The organism is Pseudoalteromonas sp. '520P1 No. 423' (assembly GCF_001269985.1).
Classification (GTDB): Bacteria; Pseudomonadota; Gammaproteobacteria; order Enterobacterales; family Alteromonadaceae; genus Pseudoalteromonas.
Genome location: NZ_BBZB01000001.1, coordinates 1,040,244 through 1,056,952, shown reverse-complemented (window position 1 = coordinate 1,056,952; position 16,709 = coordinate 1,040,244). Strand labels below are relative to the sequence as shown.

Sequence of the window (16,709 nt, the reverse complement as noted above, 5' to 3'; positions counted from 1 at the left end):
CTCAGTTTTAGCTAAGCACCATTTAACTTAATGGTGCACAGTTTTAATCACATGCTTTGAGCTAAATATTCAAAGCATGTGATTTCAATAAATTTAACGATATTCACATGATTACTGTCATTTAATAATTCGTTCAATTGCGCTGGTTTTAAATTCATTATCACTAATTGGTTTTTAATCTCTAAACCTAAGTCCTCTGGGTTTGTTAATTCTTTTACTGCGCTCACAACTTTGTTTTTTGGCAAGTTTGTAGAATGCACCAATTCAGGGAAATTAAAGTCTGCTTGCCAAAAAGACAGTTACTTAAAAAATCAGTACACGTTACAGCATAATATCTACCTAATTTACAATCATCTCTATCATTACTTCCTTAGAAGTATTTTCTATTTAAAATGTGGTAATCTGTGTACAACCTTCTATATATCTTATTTAAATGGAATTGAATAATGAAGTACTTTTTACTATCAGTTTTTATACTCATTGTTTGCTTGATCGTCAAAGCACAAGCAGCTGAACAATCAGCTTTTGTTGGCAAATATAAAAAATCAGATCATGAATCTTTATCAGAACTTTATATATTAAACGATAAGACGTATTGCTATGTTTTTATGGGAGGATCTTTAGATTTAATACGCTCAGGCAGTTGGGAAGTAAGCAATAAGCATAAAAATGCGATAGTGCTAAGTGATAAAAATATCGACAGCTCGAGTCATCTTGCACGTGGTCAAAAATTTAATCGCCTAGATAACAAAATCTCTATTTCCATAAATGGATATAGCCTGCATGACGTCAATACGCCAGTGTTTGCTTTTTCCAAGAGTAATACTCCTCCGTCTAAATTTAGAACCTTATTACCTAAAAATAATAATGTTGGCAGAGCGAGTTATTCATTTCCTTTAATTTCACCTGATGATGCAAAATATATTTATTTAGGCAGTATTGTAGATTCTGATAAAAACAGCACTCAACAGCTACAAATTACCCAATATAAAATCGGTTCAAACGACGTATTACAACTTGGTTTTGATAACCAACAAAACATGTTACCTCAAACTATGTATGCGCAATTAATCGATGGTAAATTAAATTTAAATGGTGAATCCATAGGGAGAAAATCCAAGTTAAAACAACGAATGATAGATGAAGTAAAAGAGCATTGTATAAAAGCCAATGATCAGGAAGAAAACTCTGAATGGACGATATTAAAGCCAAGTGATACTTTTTATGAAGAGCAAAGTGTTATTATCGATAAACCATATTTTAATGAGAATGACAGCGAAGAAGCTAAAAGAGAAAATGACATAAGTGCACTGATAAAGGATGAAAAGCAACTTTTAGAAATACATTATCAAAATGCTCAACAAGATCTAAAAAGTTTTAATGAATTCTTAAGTATCTCAAAAAATTTGCTACTCAGAAAAAAACGTAAGAATATCTATATCGAAGATATCAATATGAAACTCTCACAGTTATTGGTAAATACCAATCAATTTGGGAAAGTAGATTCTGCCATAGAACAATTTAATGCCTATGCTTTAGACATTTACCCACTAATAAAAGACAGCACTAACAAACAAGTACAATATTCAATCTTAGTGATGGCAAGTCAAGGCGCTGTTATTTATGGGATAACTCGTGATGAAACAATACTAACAACAATATTTAATACTTTACTTAGCGAAAATTTCGATATTAAAACCACGAATAACCCAACACTTGCCTATAACTTAGCTTGTATTTATGCGCTGACAAAAAACAAGTCTGAAATGATTAAAGCAATCACAGCTGCACGAAAAATGAAAAAGCCGACAGAGCAATTTATGAAAGATGGAGACTTTGCCTTTTACTTAACGGATAACGACTTTCTAGCGGCAATAAATACGGGTTCAACTGAATTATAAAACTTGGATTATTAAAGCTTTAAAAGGGAGATATGATCACCCTTTTTATTTTTATCTTCACATCCAATGACTTTAAGTATGTTGGTATACTATGAGCAGTTAAATATCTAAGTTAAGCGCTTTAATTGCTTTTTACGCATGATTATTTCAACAATAGATAAATTGATAACGATACCTAATAGCCGACCATAATCGTACTGAAATTGCGTTAACATTGTATAAATTACCTCAAAGTTACTGAATATGATTAAAATAAGAATATCTAAAAATAGCGGTGTAATAGCCGCCAAAACGATTGCAACGGATCGTGCCATCCATAACTGATGAACTTGAATATTCCCTTTAATTACATAAAAAAGTGCAATTAAAAAACTGCTACAAATAGCCATACTCGTTATTATAAGAATACTGTAACGTACTCCCTGAGATTCAGGCGACAACACATTATGCATCCACACACCTGATATCGCCATAATACAACCTGAAATCACAGCAATGCGACCTGCTAATTTATGTCGTTTCGGATTAGCAGCACGCACTTTAGGTGAAAATTGAAATGGCATCGTTAAGAAAAATAAAATACCCGCTCCCCCATGTACAAACATTGCCCCAGGCTTACTAAAATGAATACTACTAATAAACGATGGTTCACCTCCAAGTCCTACTACTGCCAAAGCGACCATAGCGACACCAAACATAGCTGGTATGCCCGCAATTCCAGTTAAAAAAAGTAATGTGCCAACCACGGGCCAATTGTAAGGTGTATTTGATGAGTCAATATTATTAGTTTTAGATAACATCATAATGTCATAATTTCTCGAATGGCTAAGTTGAGACCGATTATGTAGAATAACTTTAAAATTAGCGTCCGGTTGGGTTGATTGAGACCAATTAATTAGTTCGGCCTATAAGGCTGGATATATAAAAACCTTCCAGAACGCCTATAAAACCTAGCTTTAAAAAAGTAAGAGAATTATTAGCAATGGAAAGCACTGCACTGTTTGCAATTAACTTATCAACACTTATTATCATTATTTTTAGCGCTCATTTGTTATGTTTACGTGCTTTTGAACGTCAAACATATTTGCCATTAGCTATATTTTTATTATCCATTGGTATTGTTATTTGTCAGCCTACATTAGCTAATTTAGCTGATCAGTTACGACCTACTATGATCATACTTTCACTGCCTGCTATTTTATTAACAGCACCTAGTTTTTGGTTTTATGTAGAAGGTATTACTGCCAAAAAGCCTTGGCAACTTAATCAAATGCATAAAAAGCATTTTATATTATTCATAATAGGATCAATTGTTGCCTTGATGGGGTTATTTATACCATTCGATATTCAGTATGCTTTGCTAATTAATGATGATGAAAGTATTTTCGACAAAATCACTCCAACAGAAAAATCTACAACGATAGCAACGCTTATTGCAACCGTATTACTGGTACTTGCATGGATAGCTCAATCAGGTTTTTATCTTTATAAGGTGATAAAAAGATTAACGCAATATAGAGAACATTTAAAAAGCCTATTTGCCAGTACAGAAGTTAAAGAGGCTCGATGGATCAGTTGGTTATTACTCGCTATTGCAATTGTATGGGCTGCGACTGCTGCCAACATTATCGTAAACAACATATTATTTTCGAACGAAGTTAACGCAACAGTATCTGGTTTGATTATTTTAATTATGACTTGGAGTGTTGCTATTTGGGGGCTGCGCCAAAAACCTGGATTTGAAGAACTATATGATGCTGATGAAGATATTCAACAAATACTAGAAGATACTCCCGCACAATCAGAAAAGTACCAGCGTTCAGCTTTAGATAATCAAAACGCAGTAAAAATAGCAGAAAAAATAGAACAAGCTATGCAACAAGATCAACTCTATTTAGATGCAGCATTGTCTTTGCAAAAACTCGCTAAACATATCAACACCTCACCTAATTACATTTCACAAACGCTGAATGAAACATTAGGCGCTAATTTTTTTGATTATATTAATCAGTACCGAATCAATGAAGCAAAAAAGCAATTAAAAGAAACTAAAAACACTGTTTTAGATATCGCGATGAATGTGGGTTTTAATGCAAAATCATCTTTTTACACTGCATTTAAAAAAGAAACCCAGCAAACACCAAGTCAATATCGTAAAGTGAGGCTTAAGTAGAGTTTTATTAAATAAACTCAAATTTCACCTACAGATTTGGTTTTTGTAGGTTGCCCTTTAGTGAAAGACTACCGATAACTGCTATTGCGTTATTCTTGTGCCTAAATCCATGTAGGCAAAGCCTCATCTACTTAAAATTACGAATTTAGTAAGATGAAGCCGTTAATTCAATTGTATACACAACTAAACCGCACCACCACAGGCAACACCAGAGCTCCACGCAAACTGGAAGTTATACCCTCCTAGCCAGCCAGTTACATCTATTACTTCTCCTATAAAGTATAGGCCAGGCGCTTTTTTAGCTTCAAAAGTTTTAGAAGATAATTCGTTGGTATCTACACCACCTAAAGTCACTTCGGCTGTTCTGTAACCTTCTGTACCATTTGGTTTAATTTTCCAATTGTGAATGTAGTCACTTAAAGCTGCTATTTCGCCATGTTCAAGCTGTTTAATGGTTTTATCAATGATGTCTCCTTGGGTGATCATCGCTTCAATAAATCGCTTAGGCAATATAGTCACTAACATGTTTTTAAGTGATTTTTGGCTATGCTGCTCTCCCCAGTTTTCAAGTAATTCAGTAATAGGCGTATCAGGTAAAAGATCGATTGTAACTGTTTGGCCGGCTTGCCAAAAAGAAGAAATTTGTAAAATTGCAGGACCTGATAAACCGCGATGAGTGAACAATATATTTTCGCGAAATTGCGTGCCATCTTCGCTTGTCACTTGTGTATCAACACTTATGCCAGATAAACCATCAAACCTTTGTTTATCGTGATCATGCAAAGTAAATGGCACTAATGCCGCAGTGGTTGGTAATACATTTAAACCAAACTGTTCAGCAATCTTATAACCTATTGGCGAGGCACCAAGTTTTGGCATAGTTAACCCACCAGAAGCTACAATCAGTGAATTACATTCAAAATCATCTTCACTGGTAGACACTAAATACCCCGATTCAGTTTTTTCAACTGAAGTCACTTCATTACGCAAAAAATGCGATACACCTGCCCATTCACATTCGGTCATTAAAATATCTACGATATCAGACGCACTGTTATCACAGAATAATTGGCCTAATGTTTTATGATGATATTCAAGACCATGGCGATCCACCAACTCAATAAAATCATGTTGTGTATAACGACTTAATGCTGATTTAACAAAATGCGGGTTTTGACATAAGTAATTTTCTGGGCTGGCATTTTCGTTGGTAAAATTACAACGACCACCGCCGCTAATTAAAATTTTACGACCTGGCTTTTTGCCCATATCTAATACTGCAACACTGCGGCCTTTATAACCTGCGGTAGCTGCGGCCATTAAACCTGCTGCGCCTGCACCGATAATTACTACGTCAAACTGTTTCATTTTTTACCTTGAAAGCTGATAAGTTACTTGTGTATTACTACTAGAATCATTTACAGATTTAAAATAGCGCCACTGAGCCGCGCATTTTCTCATACATAACGCTTGTAAGCTATGTAATACGTATGCCTAAGGTTGAACAAATTTAGCTCAACTTGCTTAATGCTTGTTTAATCTCGAAAAGCTATTTTTTGTACCAAATATTTAATATGCTTATATCACTTAAATTTACTGTGAATTTGAATTTTTAACTCATGATTTCAATTAAAGGGCTCAGTTTTAGCTGGCCAAAACAACACGCTATTTTAAAAATAAATGAACTTGAGATAAAAAAAGGCGAAAGCATTTTTTTACAAGGCCCGAGCGGCTCAGGTAAATCAACTTTACTGTCATTACTGGCAGGTATAAACCAGCCTAGCAGCGGTAAAATAGAAATATTAAATACAAATTTAAATGAATTATCGGCAGGTCAAAGAGATAAATTTAGAGCTAAGCATATAGGTTATATTTTTCAAATGTTTAACCTATTACCTTATTTATCTGTTATTGAAAATGTCACGCTTGCGTGTGAGTTTTCTACAAAAAGAAAAGTTAAGGCCCTGCAAAAAAGCAAAACCGTCATTGATGAAGCTAAACGCTTATTAGATCATTTAGAAATCCCTGAACATTTATTTGATCAAAAAATTTTAAACTTAAGCATAGGTCAGCAACAACGTGTAGCCAGCGCACGCGCTTTAATTGGCAGCCCTGAATTATTAATTGCTGACGAACCTACTTCAGCACTTGATCAAGCAAGTCGTGAAGCTTTTATAAAACTGCTATTTAAAGAATGTAAAAGTGCCGGCACTACTTTGTTATTTGTAAGTCATGATGAAACATTAAAGCCCTTATTTGAGCGCTATGTATGTTTAAAAACAATCAATGAGGCCTGCTAATGAATATGTTTACTTTGGCACAAAAAAGCCTACTCAACCGTAAATCAACAGTATTGCTAACCTTATTAACCATAGCCGTAAGCGTCATGTTATTGCTAGGTGTAGAACGCATCCGTACACAAGCTAAAGCCAGTTTTGCAAATACTATATCGGGCACAGATTTAATTGTTGGTGCACGGACAGGTTCAACTAATTTATTGCTATATTCGGTTTTCAGAATTGGTCATGCTACGCATAATGTTAGCTGGCAAAGTTATGAAAATATAAAAAAACATCGCACTGTAAAATGGGCGATTCCGTTATCGTTAGGGGATTCCCATAAAGGATTCCCTGTACTTGGTACCACAACAGATTATTTTGAACACTACAAGTTTGGTAATAAACAGCATTTAACTTTTGCACAAGGGCATGCTTTTGAAAAACCATCTGATATTGTTTTGGGTGCTGCAATCGCCAAAAAACTGGGTTATAAACTTAACGATAAAATAGTAGTGTCTCATGGCGCAGGCAATACCAGCTTTCATCATCATGATGAGCATCCGTTTACTGTAGCTGGTATTTTAAAACCAACAGGTACACCGCTAGACAAAACATTACACCTACCGATAATAGCAATAGATAAGATGCATGGTTCTAGCACGAACACTCAAAATCACGATCACGATCACGATCACGATCACGATCACGATCACGATCACGATCATCATAACCATGACATAGATTTGATTGGTGAACCAAAGCAAATTACAGCCTTTTTATTAGGGCTAAATTCGCGTATTGGGGTTTTATCTTTACAACGCAGTATTAATACAGATGCTAACTTAACTAAAAATGAAGCTTTATTGGCGATTATTCCTGGGCTTACATTACGTCAACTATGGGAAATGCTCTCTATGGTTGAGCAAGTTTTATTAGTTATTTCAGGCTTTGTAGTCGTTTCAGGCTTATTAGGCATGTTAACTAGCTTATTAACCAGCTTAAACCAACGCCGCCGCGAGCTGGCAATTTTACGCTCACTTGGGGCAAGGCCATGGCAAATAGGCATGTTATTAGTCAGTGAATCTGTACTACTGACCGCAACAGGCTGTATTATAGGCATAGGATTATTATATGCTGTGCAATTAGCGACAGCCGCGCAATTACAAGAGTTATCTGGTTTGCAATTATCGCTCACTTGGTTAACACAACATGAAATATTATTAATAGCGGGTGTATTATTGTCTGGATTATTAGTCGGTTTAATACCAGCTTGGCGCGCTTACAAATACTCACTCAGCGATGGCATGAGCATTAGAGTTTAACAAGAGAGAACAATGCAAAATTTAAAAGCAATTTTAGTGGCGAGTTTAATGGCTGTTACGTCATTTTCAAGTTACGCAGGCCCTTCTAAAGAGTTATTTTGGGATGAGCTTATTCCTAAAGGTCATGTGCAATTAGAGCAACAAGATGCAAGTAGCCATAACGAAAATACACAAGCGAACTGGGTGCAACCCGATTTAGATGCGCCAGTTGTGCAAGAATTAAATGGTAAAACTGTCAGTATTCCTGGCTTTGTAGTGCCGCTTGAAGGCGATGATGAACTCATCACTGAGTTTTTATTAGTGCCTTATTTTGGTGCTTGTATTCATGTGCCACCACCACCGCCAAATCAAATTGTGCATGTGATCATAAAAGACGGTGTACCAATTGATAGCTTATACGATGCAATTGTTGTAACAGGTGAGCTTTCAACTAAAGGTTGGAGCGGTGAAATTGCCGAAGTAGGCTACACAATGAAAGGCATTGGTGTAGCACCATTTGAGGGTTAAGCTTCAATTTACGAGCTAATTTATTATTACAAACTTTAGCTCGTAACATTCTTTAACGTATTAACCTATCAGCATTCCTCGCCTTTTTTATTTTTTTGCCTTACACTTATTTTTAATTTATATCCCCAAGTAAAATAAAGGAAAAAACATGGCTCTAGCAACTGCAAGACACATTTTAGTAGACGACGAAGCAAAATGTAATGAACTAAAAGCGCAAATTGAAGCTGGTGCTGATTTTGCTGATATCGCAAAGCAAAACTCTAACTGTCCTTCAGGCTCTGAAGGTGGTGATTTAGGTGAGTTTGGTCCTGGTATGATGGTTCCTGAATTTGATAAAGTTGTATTTTCTGCACCTGTAAATACAGTTCAAGGTCCAGTACAAACACAGTTTGGTTATCATTTATTAGAAGTTACTAGCCGTAGCGAATAAAAATATCCAGTTTCTCGCATCAATCAGTAAGTGATGCGAGATATTTAAAATAACATTTACCAGCAGTGGCCTATAAATCTGCAAAGCAGGTTTATTTTAAAAGGAATTCCCATGCAATTATTTGGTTCAACTAGTTCCCCTTATGTTCGTCGTATTCGCGTTTTATGTCATGAACTTGATATTCAACATGAATTTATTAACTTAAATATATTTGATGAGAAAGACCGTCAAACACTTATTGAGCTAAATCCAACACGCAAAATCCCTATGCTAAAAGATGGCGAACAAGTCATTTTTGATTCAAATATCATTCACCGTTATTTAAAACATACATTTGAATTAGCACCACTGAATTGGCATCAAGAAAATCAACTTACATTAATTAATTCATGTAATGATTCATTAGTTGAAATGCTGATCTGCCAACGATCTGATCTAGACACAAAACAAGATAGTTTATTCTTTAATTTACAGAACGAACGTATTACAGAAGTACTGTCAGTACTGAATCAACAAGTGATGAATAAAGAGTTTAACTCCTTTGATTATCCTGAAATCAGCCTATACTGTTTAATAGACTGGATACAATTTAGAGAGTTAAAAGATCTGTCAGTTTATCCAGCATTAGTGCATTTTTGGCAGTCTCATCAAAGCCGTACAAGCACACAAAAGAACGACCCAAGGTTGTAAAGAGGTACACATGGATATTAAAGAATTGGCGCCTGAGCACTATGATGCTGTTATCGCATTGGGGAATTTAGTTCATGGCGATAATTATTTAGATCTTGAATCAATTAAATTGATCCATCAAAAAAGCATTAAAGATAATATAAATGCGAGTTTTATTGCTACAGAAAACAGCCAACTTTTAGGCTTCAGACTCACTTATGCACCATTAAACTGGCAAGTAGATCAATGGTGCAGCAGTGAACTATGGCAAGTACCACTCGACAAAACCTGCTATTTTAAATGTAATACCGTTGCCGAAGCTGCTCGCGGTAAAGGCATAGGCCGCTTATTATTAGCCGAATCAGTTAAAGCCGTAAAAAAACAAGGCGGCGTTGCAGGCGCAAGTCATATTTGGATGCAAAGCCCTGGCAACTCAGCATTTCGTTATTTTACCAAAGCAGGTGGAGAGTTAATAAAAGTCCACCCTGATCGCTGGCTACCCGATAGCTTAGATCATGGATATGTTTGTACAATTTGTGGTAATGAATGCCATTGTGATGCAGCTGAAATGCTATTAAAGTTTTAATAAAAAAATAATAAATATATGACATACGATCCGTTAATTTCAAAAAATTGTGCAGACCAACCTTTGCCTGATAGCTATTGGGCAAGTACCATAACTTATCCACCAGCTGAAAACCTTTTATCACAAAATCAACAAGTCGATGTCGCCATTATTGGCGGTGGCTTTACCGGGCTTTTAACAGCTTACTATCTAAGTACAGAATATCAAATTGATTGCTGTGTATTAGAAGCAAACCAAGTTGGCTTTGGTGCTAGCGGTCGAAATGCAGGTTTTGTACTTAAAGGCTCTGGACGTTTGAGTTACAGTCAAATGGCCAGCAAGTGGGATTTAGATATAGCTAAAGGCATTTACAATGAATTTAGCGAAGCCGTAAGCAGAGTTGAAGGTTTAATAGAGTCACATAATATTGATTGTGATAAGCAAGAAAATGGTTATTTAAAAATAGCACACAACAAAAAAGCACTGAGCTCTTTACAAGCGCAAAGTGACTTTATCGCTAAAAATATTGGCGGTAATTCAGAGTTTATTTCATCTGAAAAGCTTAAATCTGATTTTATGATAAACCATGAAGCTTATGGCGCATTAAGATTAAATGATGGTTTTGGTATTAACCCATTAAAATTAGTACTTGGCTATGGAGATATGGTTCGTAAACAAGGGATCAGCATTTTTGAGAAAACTCCTGTATTAGATTGGCAGCATAATAGCGATAAACATATTCTCACTTGTCCTAATGGCACAGTAACCGCTAAGCAAGTTGTATGTGCAGCTAATGCTTATAACAGCCAAAAAACACATCAAGCAATTGCGCAAAGGTATTTGCCAATTCTCAGCAATATAATGGTCACTCGCCCGTTAACTGAACTTGAATTACAAATAACAGGCCTTAAAACCAATCAAGTCACTATGGATACGCGTACTTTAAAATACTATTACAGATTATTGCCTGATAATCGTATTTTATTTGGCGGTCGAGGTGCTGTAAAAGGCAAAAATCAAGATAAAGCAATTTATAAACAACGATTACAAGCTGCATTAGGTCAATGCTTTCCAGTATTAAAAAATATAAATATTGATTACTTCTGGAGTGGTTGGATAGCAGCAGCATTAGATGATATGCCGCATGTTTTTAGTAATAACAATACCGCATATAGTTTAGGTTATTGTGGCTCAGGTGTTTCGTTTAGTGCACAAGCTGCTTATAGACTCGCACAGCAAATAGCTAAAGATAAAGTCCCTGATTTGCCTTTATATAATGCGCCTTTACCTAAATTTCCTTTTGCACAATTTAGACGTTTAGGCCAAGCAGCTTATTACAATTACGGTTGGTTAAAAGATAAGTATTTGTAGTTTATACATTTTGCGCGGCTAAAGCCCAGCCTACAATTGAATTTTTTGTAGGTTCATTTCAAATCTTTTGTAGATTTGTGCTTTAGCTTAACTTTTTTAAGATTAACCTTGAAAGGCTAAAGCCTCTCCTACACATTCATATTTGTATGCACATAGCAAAAAACACAGCTGGTTGACTGTGTTTTTTAAGTTACAAACGGGTTGGGTTTGTGTCTAATTTTTACTAAATTTTTTAAGATTACTTAGTTAGCGCATATGTTGCACTCATTATTGTGACCGCTATTACTGAACCGACCGCGACAGCTGATTCCATGCCATTAAATGCTAATACTCCCATTACTAAAGCGCCTAAAACAGAAGTTGTAAAAAGTTCGCCATTGCTTGAAGTATTCATAATCATTTCCTTTATATAATCAATTCAGTTTTTAAATGAGTGTGCTACTGAGTAGCTGTTGAAATGAATAATAGTGAAGATTTTAAGTGTTTATTTCACCTAAGTGTTTAATGGTCAATTTTGGTGATAGTGGGCAATATAATGTGATGAGTGAATATAAAATTAACAAATTACTAAAAGACTATTCCACCAATTTAAGATAGAATTCTCGTAGTGCTTTATTTCAAGGATATTGGTTGAAAACACACTTAGGTCGCCGCCCCTTTACTGCAATGGAATTGCACGCTTTATTTAATGGTTATATATATTCTGATAGCAAAGTATCTAGAGAACAACCAAAGCATTGGCATTTTTGGCTACCCGTTTTAGCGTATTATACTGGCGCTTATAGCGATGAAATTAGCCGACTTACCTTAAATGATGTCATTGAGATTGATTCAAACTTATATTTTCACTTTCATACTAATGGCAAAATAAAATCCAGATTAGTGCCCATCCACCCTGGTTTAATTCACGCGGGATTACTCAATTTTTTTGAATTTATTAAAGCACAAAATCAAAACAGGCTGATGTATGATCTCCCCGCTAAATCAGGACGCTATAGTGAAAAAGTAAGAATTTGGTTTTCTGGCGAAGGTGAACGATTTGGTTATTTACAAAAATGCGGCATTCCCAATATAGATCATGTTGGTCGAAAAGCTGCAATTAGCTCTTTTCGTTTAAACTTCGAAGAACAAATACGCATATTTGCCATTCAAGCCAAAAATAAAGATGTCTTTCATTATTTACTTGGCTTTAATGAATATAATCAAAGTAACTTTGAACATTCGCAGCTATTAACCGACGTTGTAAAACAACTTAGGCCTCTTTCAGATAAAACGACTTGGCAGCGATTTGTCGAACGTGAAAAAGCTTAGCTCTAAAACAGGGCCTCCCCCCTCTTCACTTTCATTTACGATTTGTTACCAACTAACAGGTTGTAAACTTTATACTGCATGCGAGATTTGCTACTTTTTTATTACTATTAAAATAAATCGTAATAATTATTTAATGAACTAGGGAACCTTCATGAAAAATAAAAATATTTCTATGCTGAAAAAAGCATTCTCGCTTTTAGCATAGGCTTTAGTCTTTGTGGTGTCGCACAAGCAAATAAGTTTCAAGTTGCAAAACCAAGTTTTCAACATGTGAATTTAATGCTAAATACTGCAAAAGATAACTTTTCAGGCTCAACAACGATTAAATTAGAAGCTCTAAAAAAACTAAAATCATTGAATTAAGTCGCAAAGATTACACAGCACAAATAATTAAGCTAATAGGCGATAAAAACTGTGATATGACAGCAACTATGCTAGAAACACATAAAGTTAGCTTAGAATGTGAACATGATATTCAACCTGGTAAATACACACTAAATATCGACTTTACGGCGCCTTTCAACAAATAATCTATTGGTTTATATAAAACCATAGATAAAGAACTCCCTTATTTATTCACGCAATTTGAAATGAGCGATGCGCGTCGTGCATTTCCAGTTTTTGATGAGCCTAGTGACAAAATTCCATTTCAGCTAACAATTACCGCACATAAAGATCAAAAAGTATATGCAAATACACCTGAGCTAAAAACTATTATTGTTGGCGATATGGCAACACATCATTTTGATAAAACACCGCCTATTTCATCTTACTTAGTTGCTTTAGCAGTCGGTCCATTTGTTGAAACTAAAGTAGATGGAATGCCGATTGAAGGTCGTATCATTACAAGTAAAGAAAAACAAAAATTAGCACAATATGCCGCAGATGAAATACCTGCCATTTTAGCTTCCATGAAAGATTACTTTGGTAGCCCTTATCCATATAAAAAGCTAGATTCTGTTGGTGTGCCTGAGTTCCCGTTCGGTGCTATGGAAAATGCAGGTAAAGATGTACCTAGTGTTTTAAAATCATTTATTGAGCAATCTTCTTTCCCACTTGTTGCAGTAAAACAAAATGGTAAAACTATCTCGCTATCGCAAAATCGTTTTGCTAATAAAGGCGTTGATGCGCCAGCACAACTGTGGAGCGTACCAGTTACGATTAAATATGGTCGCGGCAATGAAGTAAAAGAAGCAAAATTTTTATTAAATTCAGATTTAGCTAAAGTTGATTTAGATTTTGAGCCAGAATGGATTTACCCTGATGCAAATGCGATGGGCTATTACCGCTGGATGTTAGAAGACAAACAGTTAGATACTTTATTAACGAATGCAGCTGATGTATTTACAGTACGTGAGAGACGTGTATTTATCTCAGCGAGTGATGCCTTGTTAGATTCAGGTTTAATGTCTGTGGTAATTTGCTTAAAGCTTTAGGTCAATTTATTGATGATGCACACCCTAGAGTGGTCTCTATGGCACTAGGTTATATTCAAAGCCAAAAATCTGTCTTTATTGACGAAAGCAATGAAGATGTATGGGCTAAATTTATTACAGCAAAAGCACAAAGCGCGTTAAATAAATATGGAGTAACAGCTAAGCAAGGTGAAAAAGCTGCTATTAGCAAGCTGAGACCGCAACTTATTAGTCTGTTAGCATTTTATGGTGATGAAAAGCAATTAACTCACTTCACTCAGGCATTTGAAACAACGCCAGACCCTCAAGCCCGCACTAACTTATTAATGGCGCTATCTTACTTTGGTAATAAACATCTGCAGCTTTAAGTTAAGTGTTTAATTTATAATTATTAAACATACGCGGCTCAAGTCCAGTTACGTCGTATAAAATCCCGCCTAATGTGCGGGATTTTTTCGTTGGAGTACATCATAAGGCTAAAAGCTTTCGGGACTAATTAAAAAATGATGAATATTGTAGGTAAGACTTCAGTCTTACGAGCTCAATATTAAAAAGTTAAGCTAAAGTTCAACCTAGAACACCTCGAAACCTCACAAACAAATCACCAAGTATTTTTAAGCTATGCCTTAACATGTTATCTTATACACCATATTGATGATCCCAAATGAAACTAACTCATGAGTCATACAAACAAAAAAATATTATTAGCCATATCCGGTGGTATTGCTGCTTATAAATGCCCTGAACTAGTAAGACGTTTAAAAGAACGTGGTATGCAAGTCAAAGTAGTTATGACTCAATCTGCACAATCATTTGTCACACCTTTATCGCTACAAGCAGTATCTGGAGAGCCTGTTTCAGACTCTTTATTAGATCCAAGCGCAGAAGCTGCTATGGGCCATATTGAGTTTGCTAAATGGGCTGATTTAATTTTAGTTGCTCCAGCCACCGCTAATATCATAGCTAAGATGACTCACGGTATTGCCGATGACTTATTAACAACCCTGCTATTAGCAACGCCAGCAAAAGTGGCTGTTGCACCCGCTATGAATCAACAAATGTATGCCCATGCATCAACACAAGCTAATTTAAATACTTTAAAACAACGTAATGTAGATATCTGGGGCCCAGCAAGTGGTGAACAAGCCTGTGGTGATTTAGGTTTAGGTCGCATGTTAGATCCACTCGATATTGTTGAGCATTGCATAAACTTTTTTGATGAAAAAAATAACAGTACAAAAGGTGATTTACTAAAAGGAAAAACAGTAACCATCACAGCAGGACCGACTCGTGAAGCTTTAGATCCAGTGCGTTATATTAGTAATCATAGCTCAGGGAAAATGGGATATGCATTGGCTATTGCAGCCGAGCAATTAGGTGCAACAGTCAATATTATTAGTGGTCCGGTTAGCTTATCTACACCAAATAATGTTAGCAGAGTGAATATTTCAAGTGCCCTAGATATGCAGCAAGCTGCATTAGAATTCGCACCACAATCAGATATTTTTATTGGTTGTGCAGCAGTAGCTGATTATCGCGCAGCAGATATACAAACTCAAAAAATTAAAAAACAAGGCAATGAAATCTCATTAACTTTAGTGAAAAACCCTGACGTTATCGCCTCTGTGGCATCTTTAAAAAATAATAGGCCTTTTACTGTTGGTTTCGCAGCTGAAACACAAAACGTCGCCCAATACGCTCAAGGTAAATTAAAAAACAAAAACTTAGATATGATTTGTGCCAATGACGTGTCTCAAGAAGATTTAGGTTTTAACTCAGAGCGGAATGCTTTAACCCTTTACTGGCATGATAAACAAGGTAAAGATGCCCAGTTAAACCTACCCGAAGACAGTAAGCAAGCATTAGCTATCCAGATCATAAAAACCATTGCTAATGCTTGTTTTTAAAGTGCTGCCACTTTATGATAACTGCCAAATAAAAAGCTTAGTCCTAAAATAAGAATAAGAAGTAAGGGATAAAAATGCCTGCTAAAAAAAGTAGCAATAGAAAAGAACAAATACTGCAATCATTAGCGCAAATGCTTGAAACAAACCCAGGTCAAAGGATTACTACAGCTAAATTAGCTGCTGAGGTCGGTGTTTCTGAAGCTGCGTTATATCGCCACTTCCCAAGTAAAGCAAGAATGTTTGAAGGTCTAATTGAGTTTATTGAAGATACTTTATTATCTCGCATCAATATCATTTTAGATAATGAAAAAGATACACAAAGCCGCATGTATAATATTTTAATGCTGCTTTTAGGCTTTGCAGAAAAAAACCCTGGTATTACACGTATTTTGACAGGCGATGCATTACAAGGCGAGCAAGAACGCTTACGTGCACGTATTCAAGGTCTGTTTGAAAAACTAGAAACCCAATTCAAGCAAGTATTAAGAGAGCGTAAATTACGCGAATCAAAAACCTTCACTATTGACGAATCTCATTTAGCTAATTTATTTTTGGCTTTTGTAGAAGGTAAAATGAATCAATTTGTGCGCTCTGATTTCAAACAAAAACCAAGTGCGTCATTTGAAGCACAGTGGCAGCAGTTGTCATTTGCTTGGCATTAATAGCTTTCAATAAATATGCCTACATTCTAGTGGGCATAATTTCACACTCTTATTAAATCAGCACTGTTCAAAAAAACAATCAAATTACTCTCAATTTAATATCTTTTCTCTATCGATTCGTCTCATTTGTATTCAATTTAACTCATTTTCGCTCGACCTCACTTGTTGAATGTTTACAATAGGTTCACCTTAAACAC

Annotated in this window: 16 protein-coding genes and 1 pseudogene; 13 read left to right on the top strand and 4 right to left on the bottom strand. The window is 35.6% G+C overall.

Annotated elements, in window-relative coordinates; translation table 11 throughout:
- Positions 1 to 47: 47 nt before the first annotated feature.
- Positions 48 to 245, bottom strand: coding sequence for a hypothetical protein (locus PSA_RS04835; RefSeq protein ID WP_059364765.1), 198 nt, complete (start codon positions 243 to 245; stop codon positions 48 to 50).
- Between the two features lie 201 nt (positions 246 to 446).
- On the opposite strand from PSA_RS04835, the gene PSA_RS04830 reads away from it, so the two are divergent.
- The gene (locus PSA_RS04830; RefSeq protein ID WP_042152269.1) at positions 447 to 1,901 is read left to right on the top strand and encodes a hypothetical protein; all 1,455 of its coding nucleotides are present in this window, start codon (positions 447 to 449) and stop codon (positions 1,899 to 1,901) included.
- A 107-nt stretch (positions 1,902 to 2,008) separates the two neighbouring features.
- Here PSA_RS04830 and PSA_RS04825 read toward each other — a convergent pair whose 3' ends face one another.
- Positions 2,009 to 2,704 carry a DUF2306 domain-containing protein gene (locus PSA_RS04825; protein ID WP_042152271.1) on the bottom strand — a complete coding sequence of 232 codons (696 nt, stop codon included), beginning with the start codon at positions 2,702 to 2,704 and terminating at the stop codon, positions 2,009 to 2,011.
- Positions 2,705 to 2,883: 179 nt separating this feature from the next.
- Between PSA_RS04825 and PSA_RS04820 the strand changes: the two genes are divergently transcribed.
- The gene (locus PSA_RS04820) at positions 2,884 to 4,074 is read left to right on the top strand and encodes an AraC family transcriptional regulator (RefSeq protein ID WP_052380244.1); all 1,191 of its coding nucleotides are present in this window, start codon (positions 2,884 to 2,886) and stop codon (positions 4,072 to 4,074) included.
- A gap of 183 nt (positions 4,075 to 4,257) precedes the next feature.
- Here PSA_RS04820 and PSA_RS04815 read toward each other — a convergent pair whose 3' ends face one another.
- Complete coding sequence (locus PSA_RS04815; RefSeq protein ID WP_042152275.1) at positions 4,258 to 5,442, bottom strand: NAD(P)/FAD-dependent oxidoreductase; 1,185 nt, start codon at positions 5,440 to 5,442, stop codon at positions 4,258 to 4,260.
- 251 nt (positions 5,443 to 5,693) lie between these two features.
- Between PSA_RS04815 and PSA_RS04810 the strand changes: the two genes are divergently transcribed.
- From PSA_RS04810 to PSA_RS04780, 7 genes are all read left to right on the top strand, one after another.
- On the top strand, positions 5,694 to 6,374 hold the full coding sequence (locus tag PSA_RS04810; protein WP_042152279.1) for an ABC transporter ATP-binding protein: 681 nt from the start codon (positions 5,694 to 5,696) through the stop codon (positions 6,372 to 6,374).
- Entirely contained in the window at positions 6,374 to 7,675 is a 1,302-nt protein-coding gene (locus tag PSA_RS04805; RefSeq protein ID WP_059364762.1) for an ABC transporter permease, read from the top strand. The genes PSA_RS04810 and PSA_RS04805 overlap by 1 nt, the downstream gene beginning before the upstream one ends.
- 12 nt (positions 7,676 to 7,687) lie before the next feature.
- Positions 7,688 to 8,182, top strand: a complete 495-nt coding sequence (locus PSA_RS04800; protein WP_042152285.1) for a DUF3299 domain-containing protein — start codon at positions 7,688 to 7,690, stop codon at positions 8,180 to 8,182.
- Positions 8,183 to 8,330: 148 nt separating this feature from the next.
- Positions 8,331 to 8,612, top strand: a complete 282-nt coding sequence (locus tag PSA_RS04795; RefSeq protein ID WP_042152288.1) for a peptidylprolyl isomerase — start codon at positions 8,331 to 8,333, stop codon at positions 8,610 to 8,612.
- Between the two features lie 111 nt (positions 8,613 to 8,723).
- Positions 8,724 to 9,302: a glutathione S-transferase family protein gene (locus tag PSA_RS04790; RefSeq protein WP_042152291.1), complete on the top strand. Its 579-nt coding sequence runs from the start codon at positions 8,724 to 8,726 to the stop codon at positions 9,300 to 9,302.
- 10 nt (positions 9,303 to 9,312) lie between these two features.
- A complete protein-coding gene (locus PSA_RS04785; protein ID WP_042152295.1) occupies positions 9,313 to 9,867 on the top strand; it encodes a GNAT family N-acetyltransferase in 555 nt (184 codons plus the stop codon).
- Positions 9,868 to 9,885: 18 nt separating this feature from the next.
- Entirely contained in the window at positions 9,886 to 11,217 is a 1,332-nt protein-coding gene (locus PSA_RS04780; protein ID WP_042152298.1) for an FAD-binding oxidoreductase, read from the top strand.
- A gap of 238 nt (positions 11,218 to 11,455) precedes the next feature.
- On the opposite strand, the gene PSA_RS25080 is transcribed toward PSA_RS04780, so the two are convergent.
- On the bottom strand, positions 11,456 to 11,611 hold the full coding sequence (locus PSA_RS25080) for a hypothetical protein (protein ID WP_157575741.1): 156 nt from the start codon (positions 11,609 to 11,611) through the stop codon (positions 11,456 to 11,458).
- Positions 11,612 to 11,847: 236 nt separating this feature from the next.
- On the opposite strand from PSA_RS25080, the gene PSA_RS04775 reads away from it, so the two are divergent.
- The 4 genes and pseudogenes from PSA_RS04775 (at position 11,848) to slmA (ending at position 16,512) form a co-directional block, all read left to right on the top strand.
- The gene (locus tag PSA_RS04775; RefSeq protein ID WP_042152301.1) at positions 11,848 to 12,528 is read left to right on the top strand and encodes a hypothetical protein; all 681 of its coding nucleotides are present in this window, start codon (positions 11,848 to 11,850) and stop codon (positions 12,526 to 12,528) included.
- A 186-nt stretch (positions 12,529 to 12,714) separates the two neighbouring features.
- Positions 12,715 to 14,026: pseudogene (locus PSA_RS27045) on the top strand (M1 family metallopeptidase); the annotation flags it as partial.
- Positions 14,027 to 14,620: 594 nt separating this feature from the next.
- On the top strand, positions 14,621 to 15,850 hold the full coding sequence (gene coaBC, locus PSA_RS04760; protein ID WP_042152304.1) for a bifunctional phosphopantothenoylcysteine decarboxylase/phosphopantothenate--cysteine ligase CoaBC: 1,230 nt from the start codon (positions 14,621 to 14,623) through the stop codon (positions 15,848 to 15,850).
- Between the two features lie 74 nt (positions 15,851 to 15,924).
- On the top strand, positions 15,925 to 16,512 hold the full coding sequence (slmA, locus tag PSA_RS04755) for a nucleoid occlusion factor SlmA (RefSeq protein ID WP_042152307.1): 588 nt from the start codon (positions 15,925 to 15,927) through the stop codon (positions 16,510 to 16,512).
- Positions 16,513 to 16,709 lie beyond the last annotated feature (197 nt).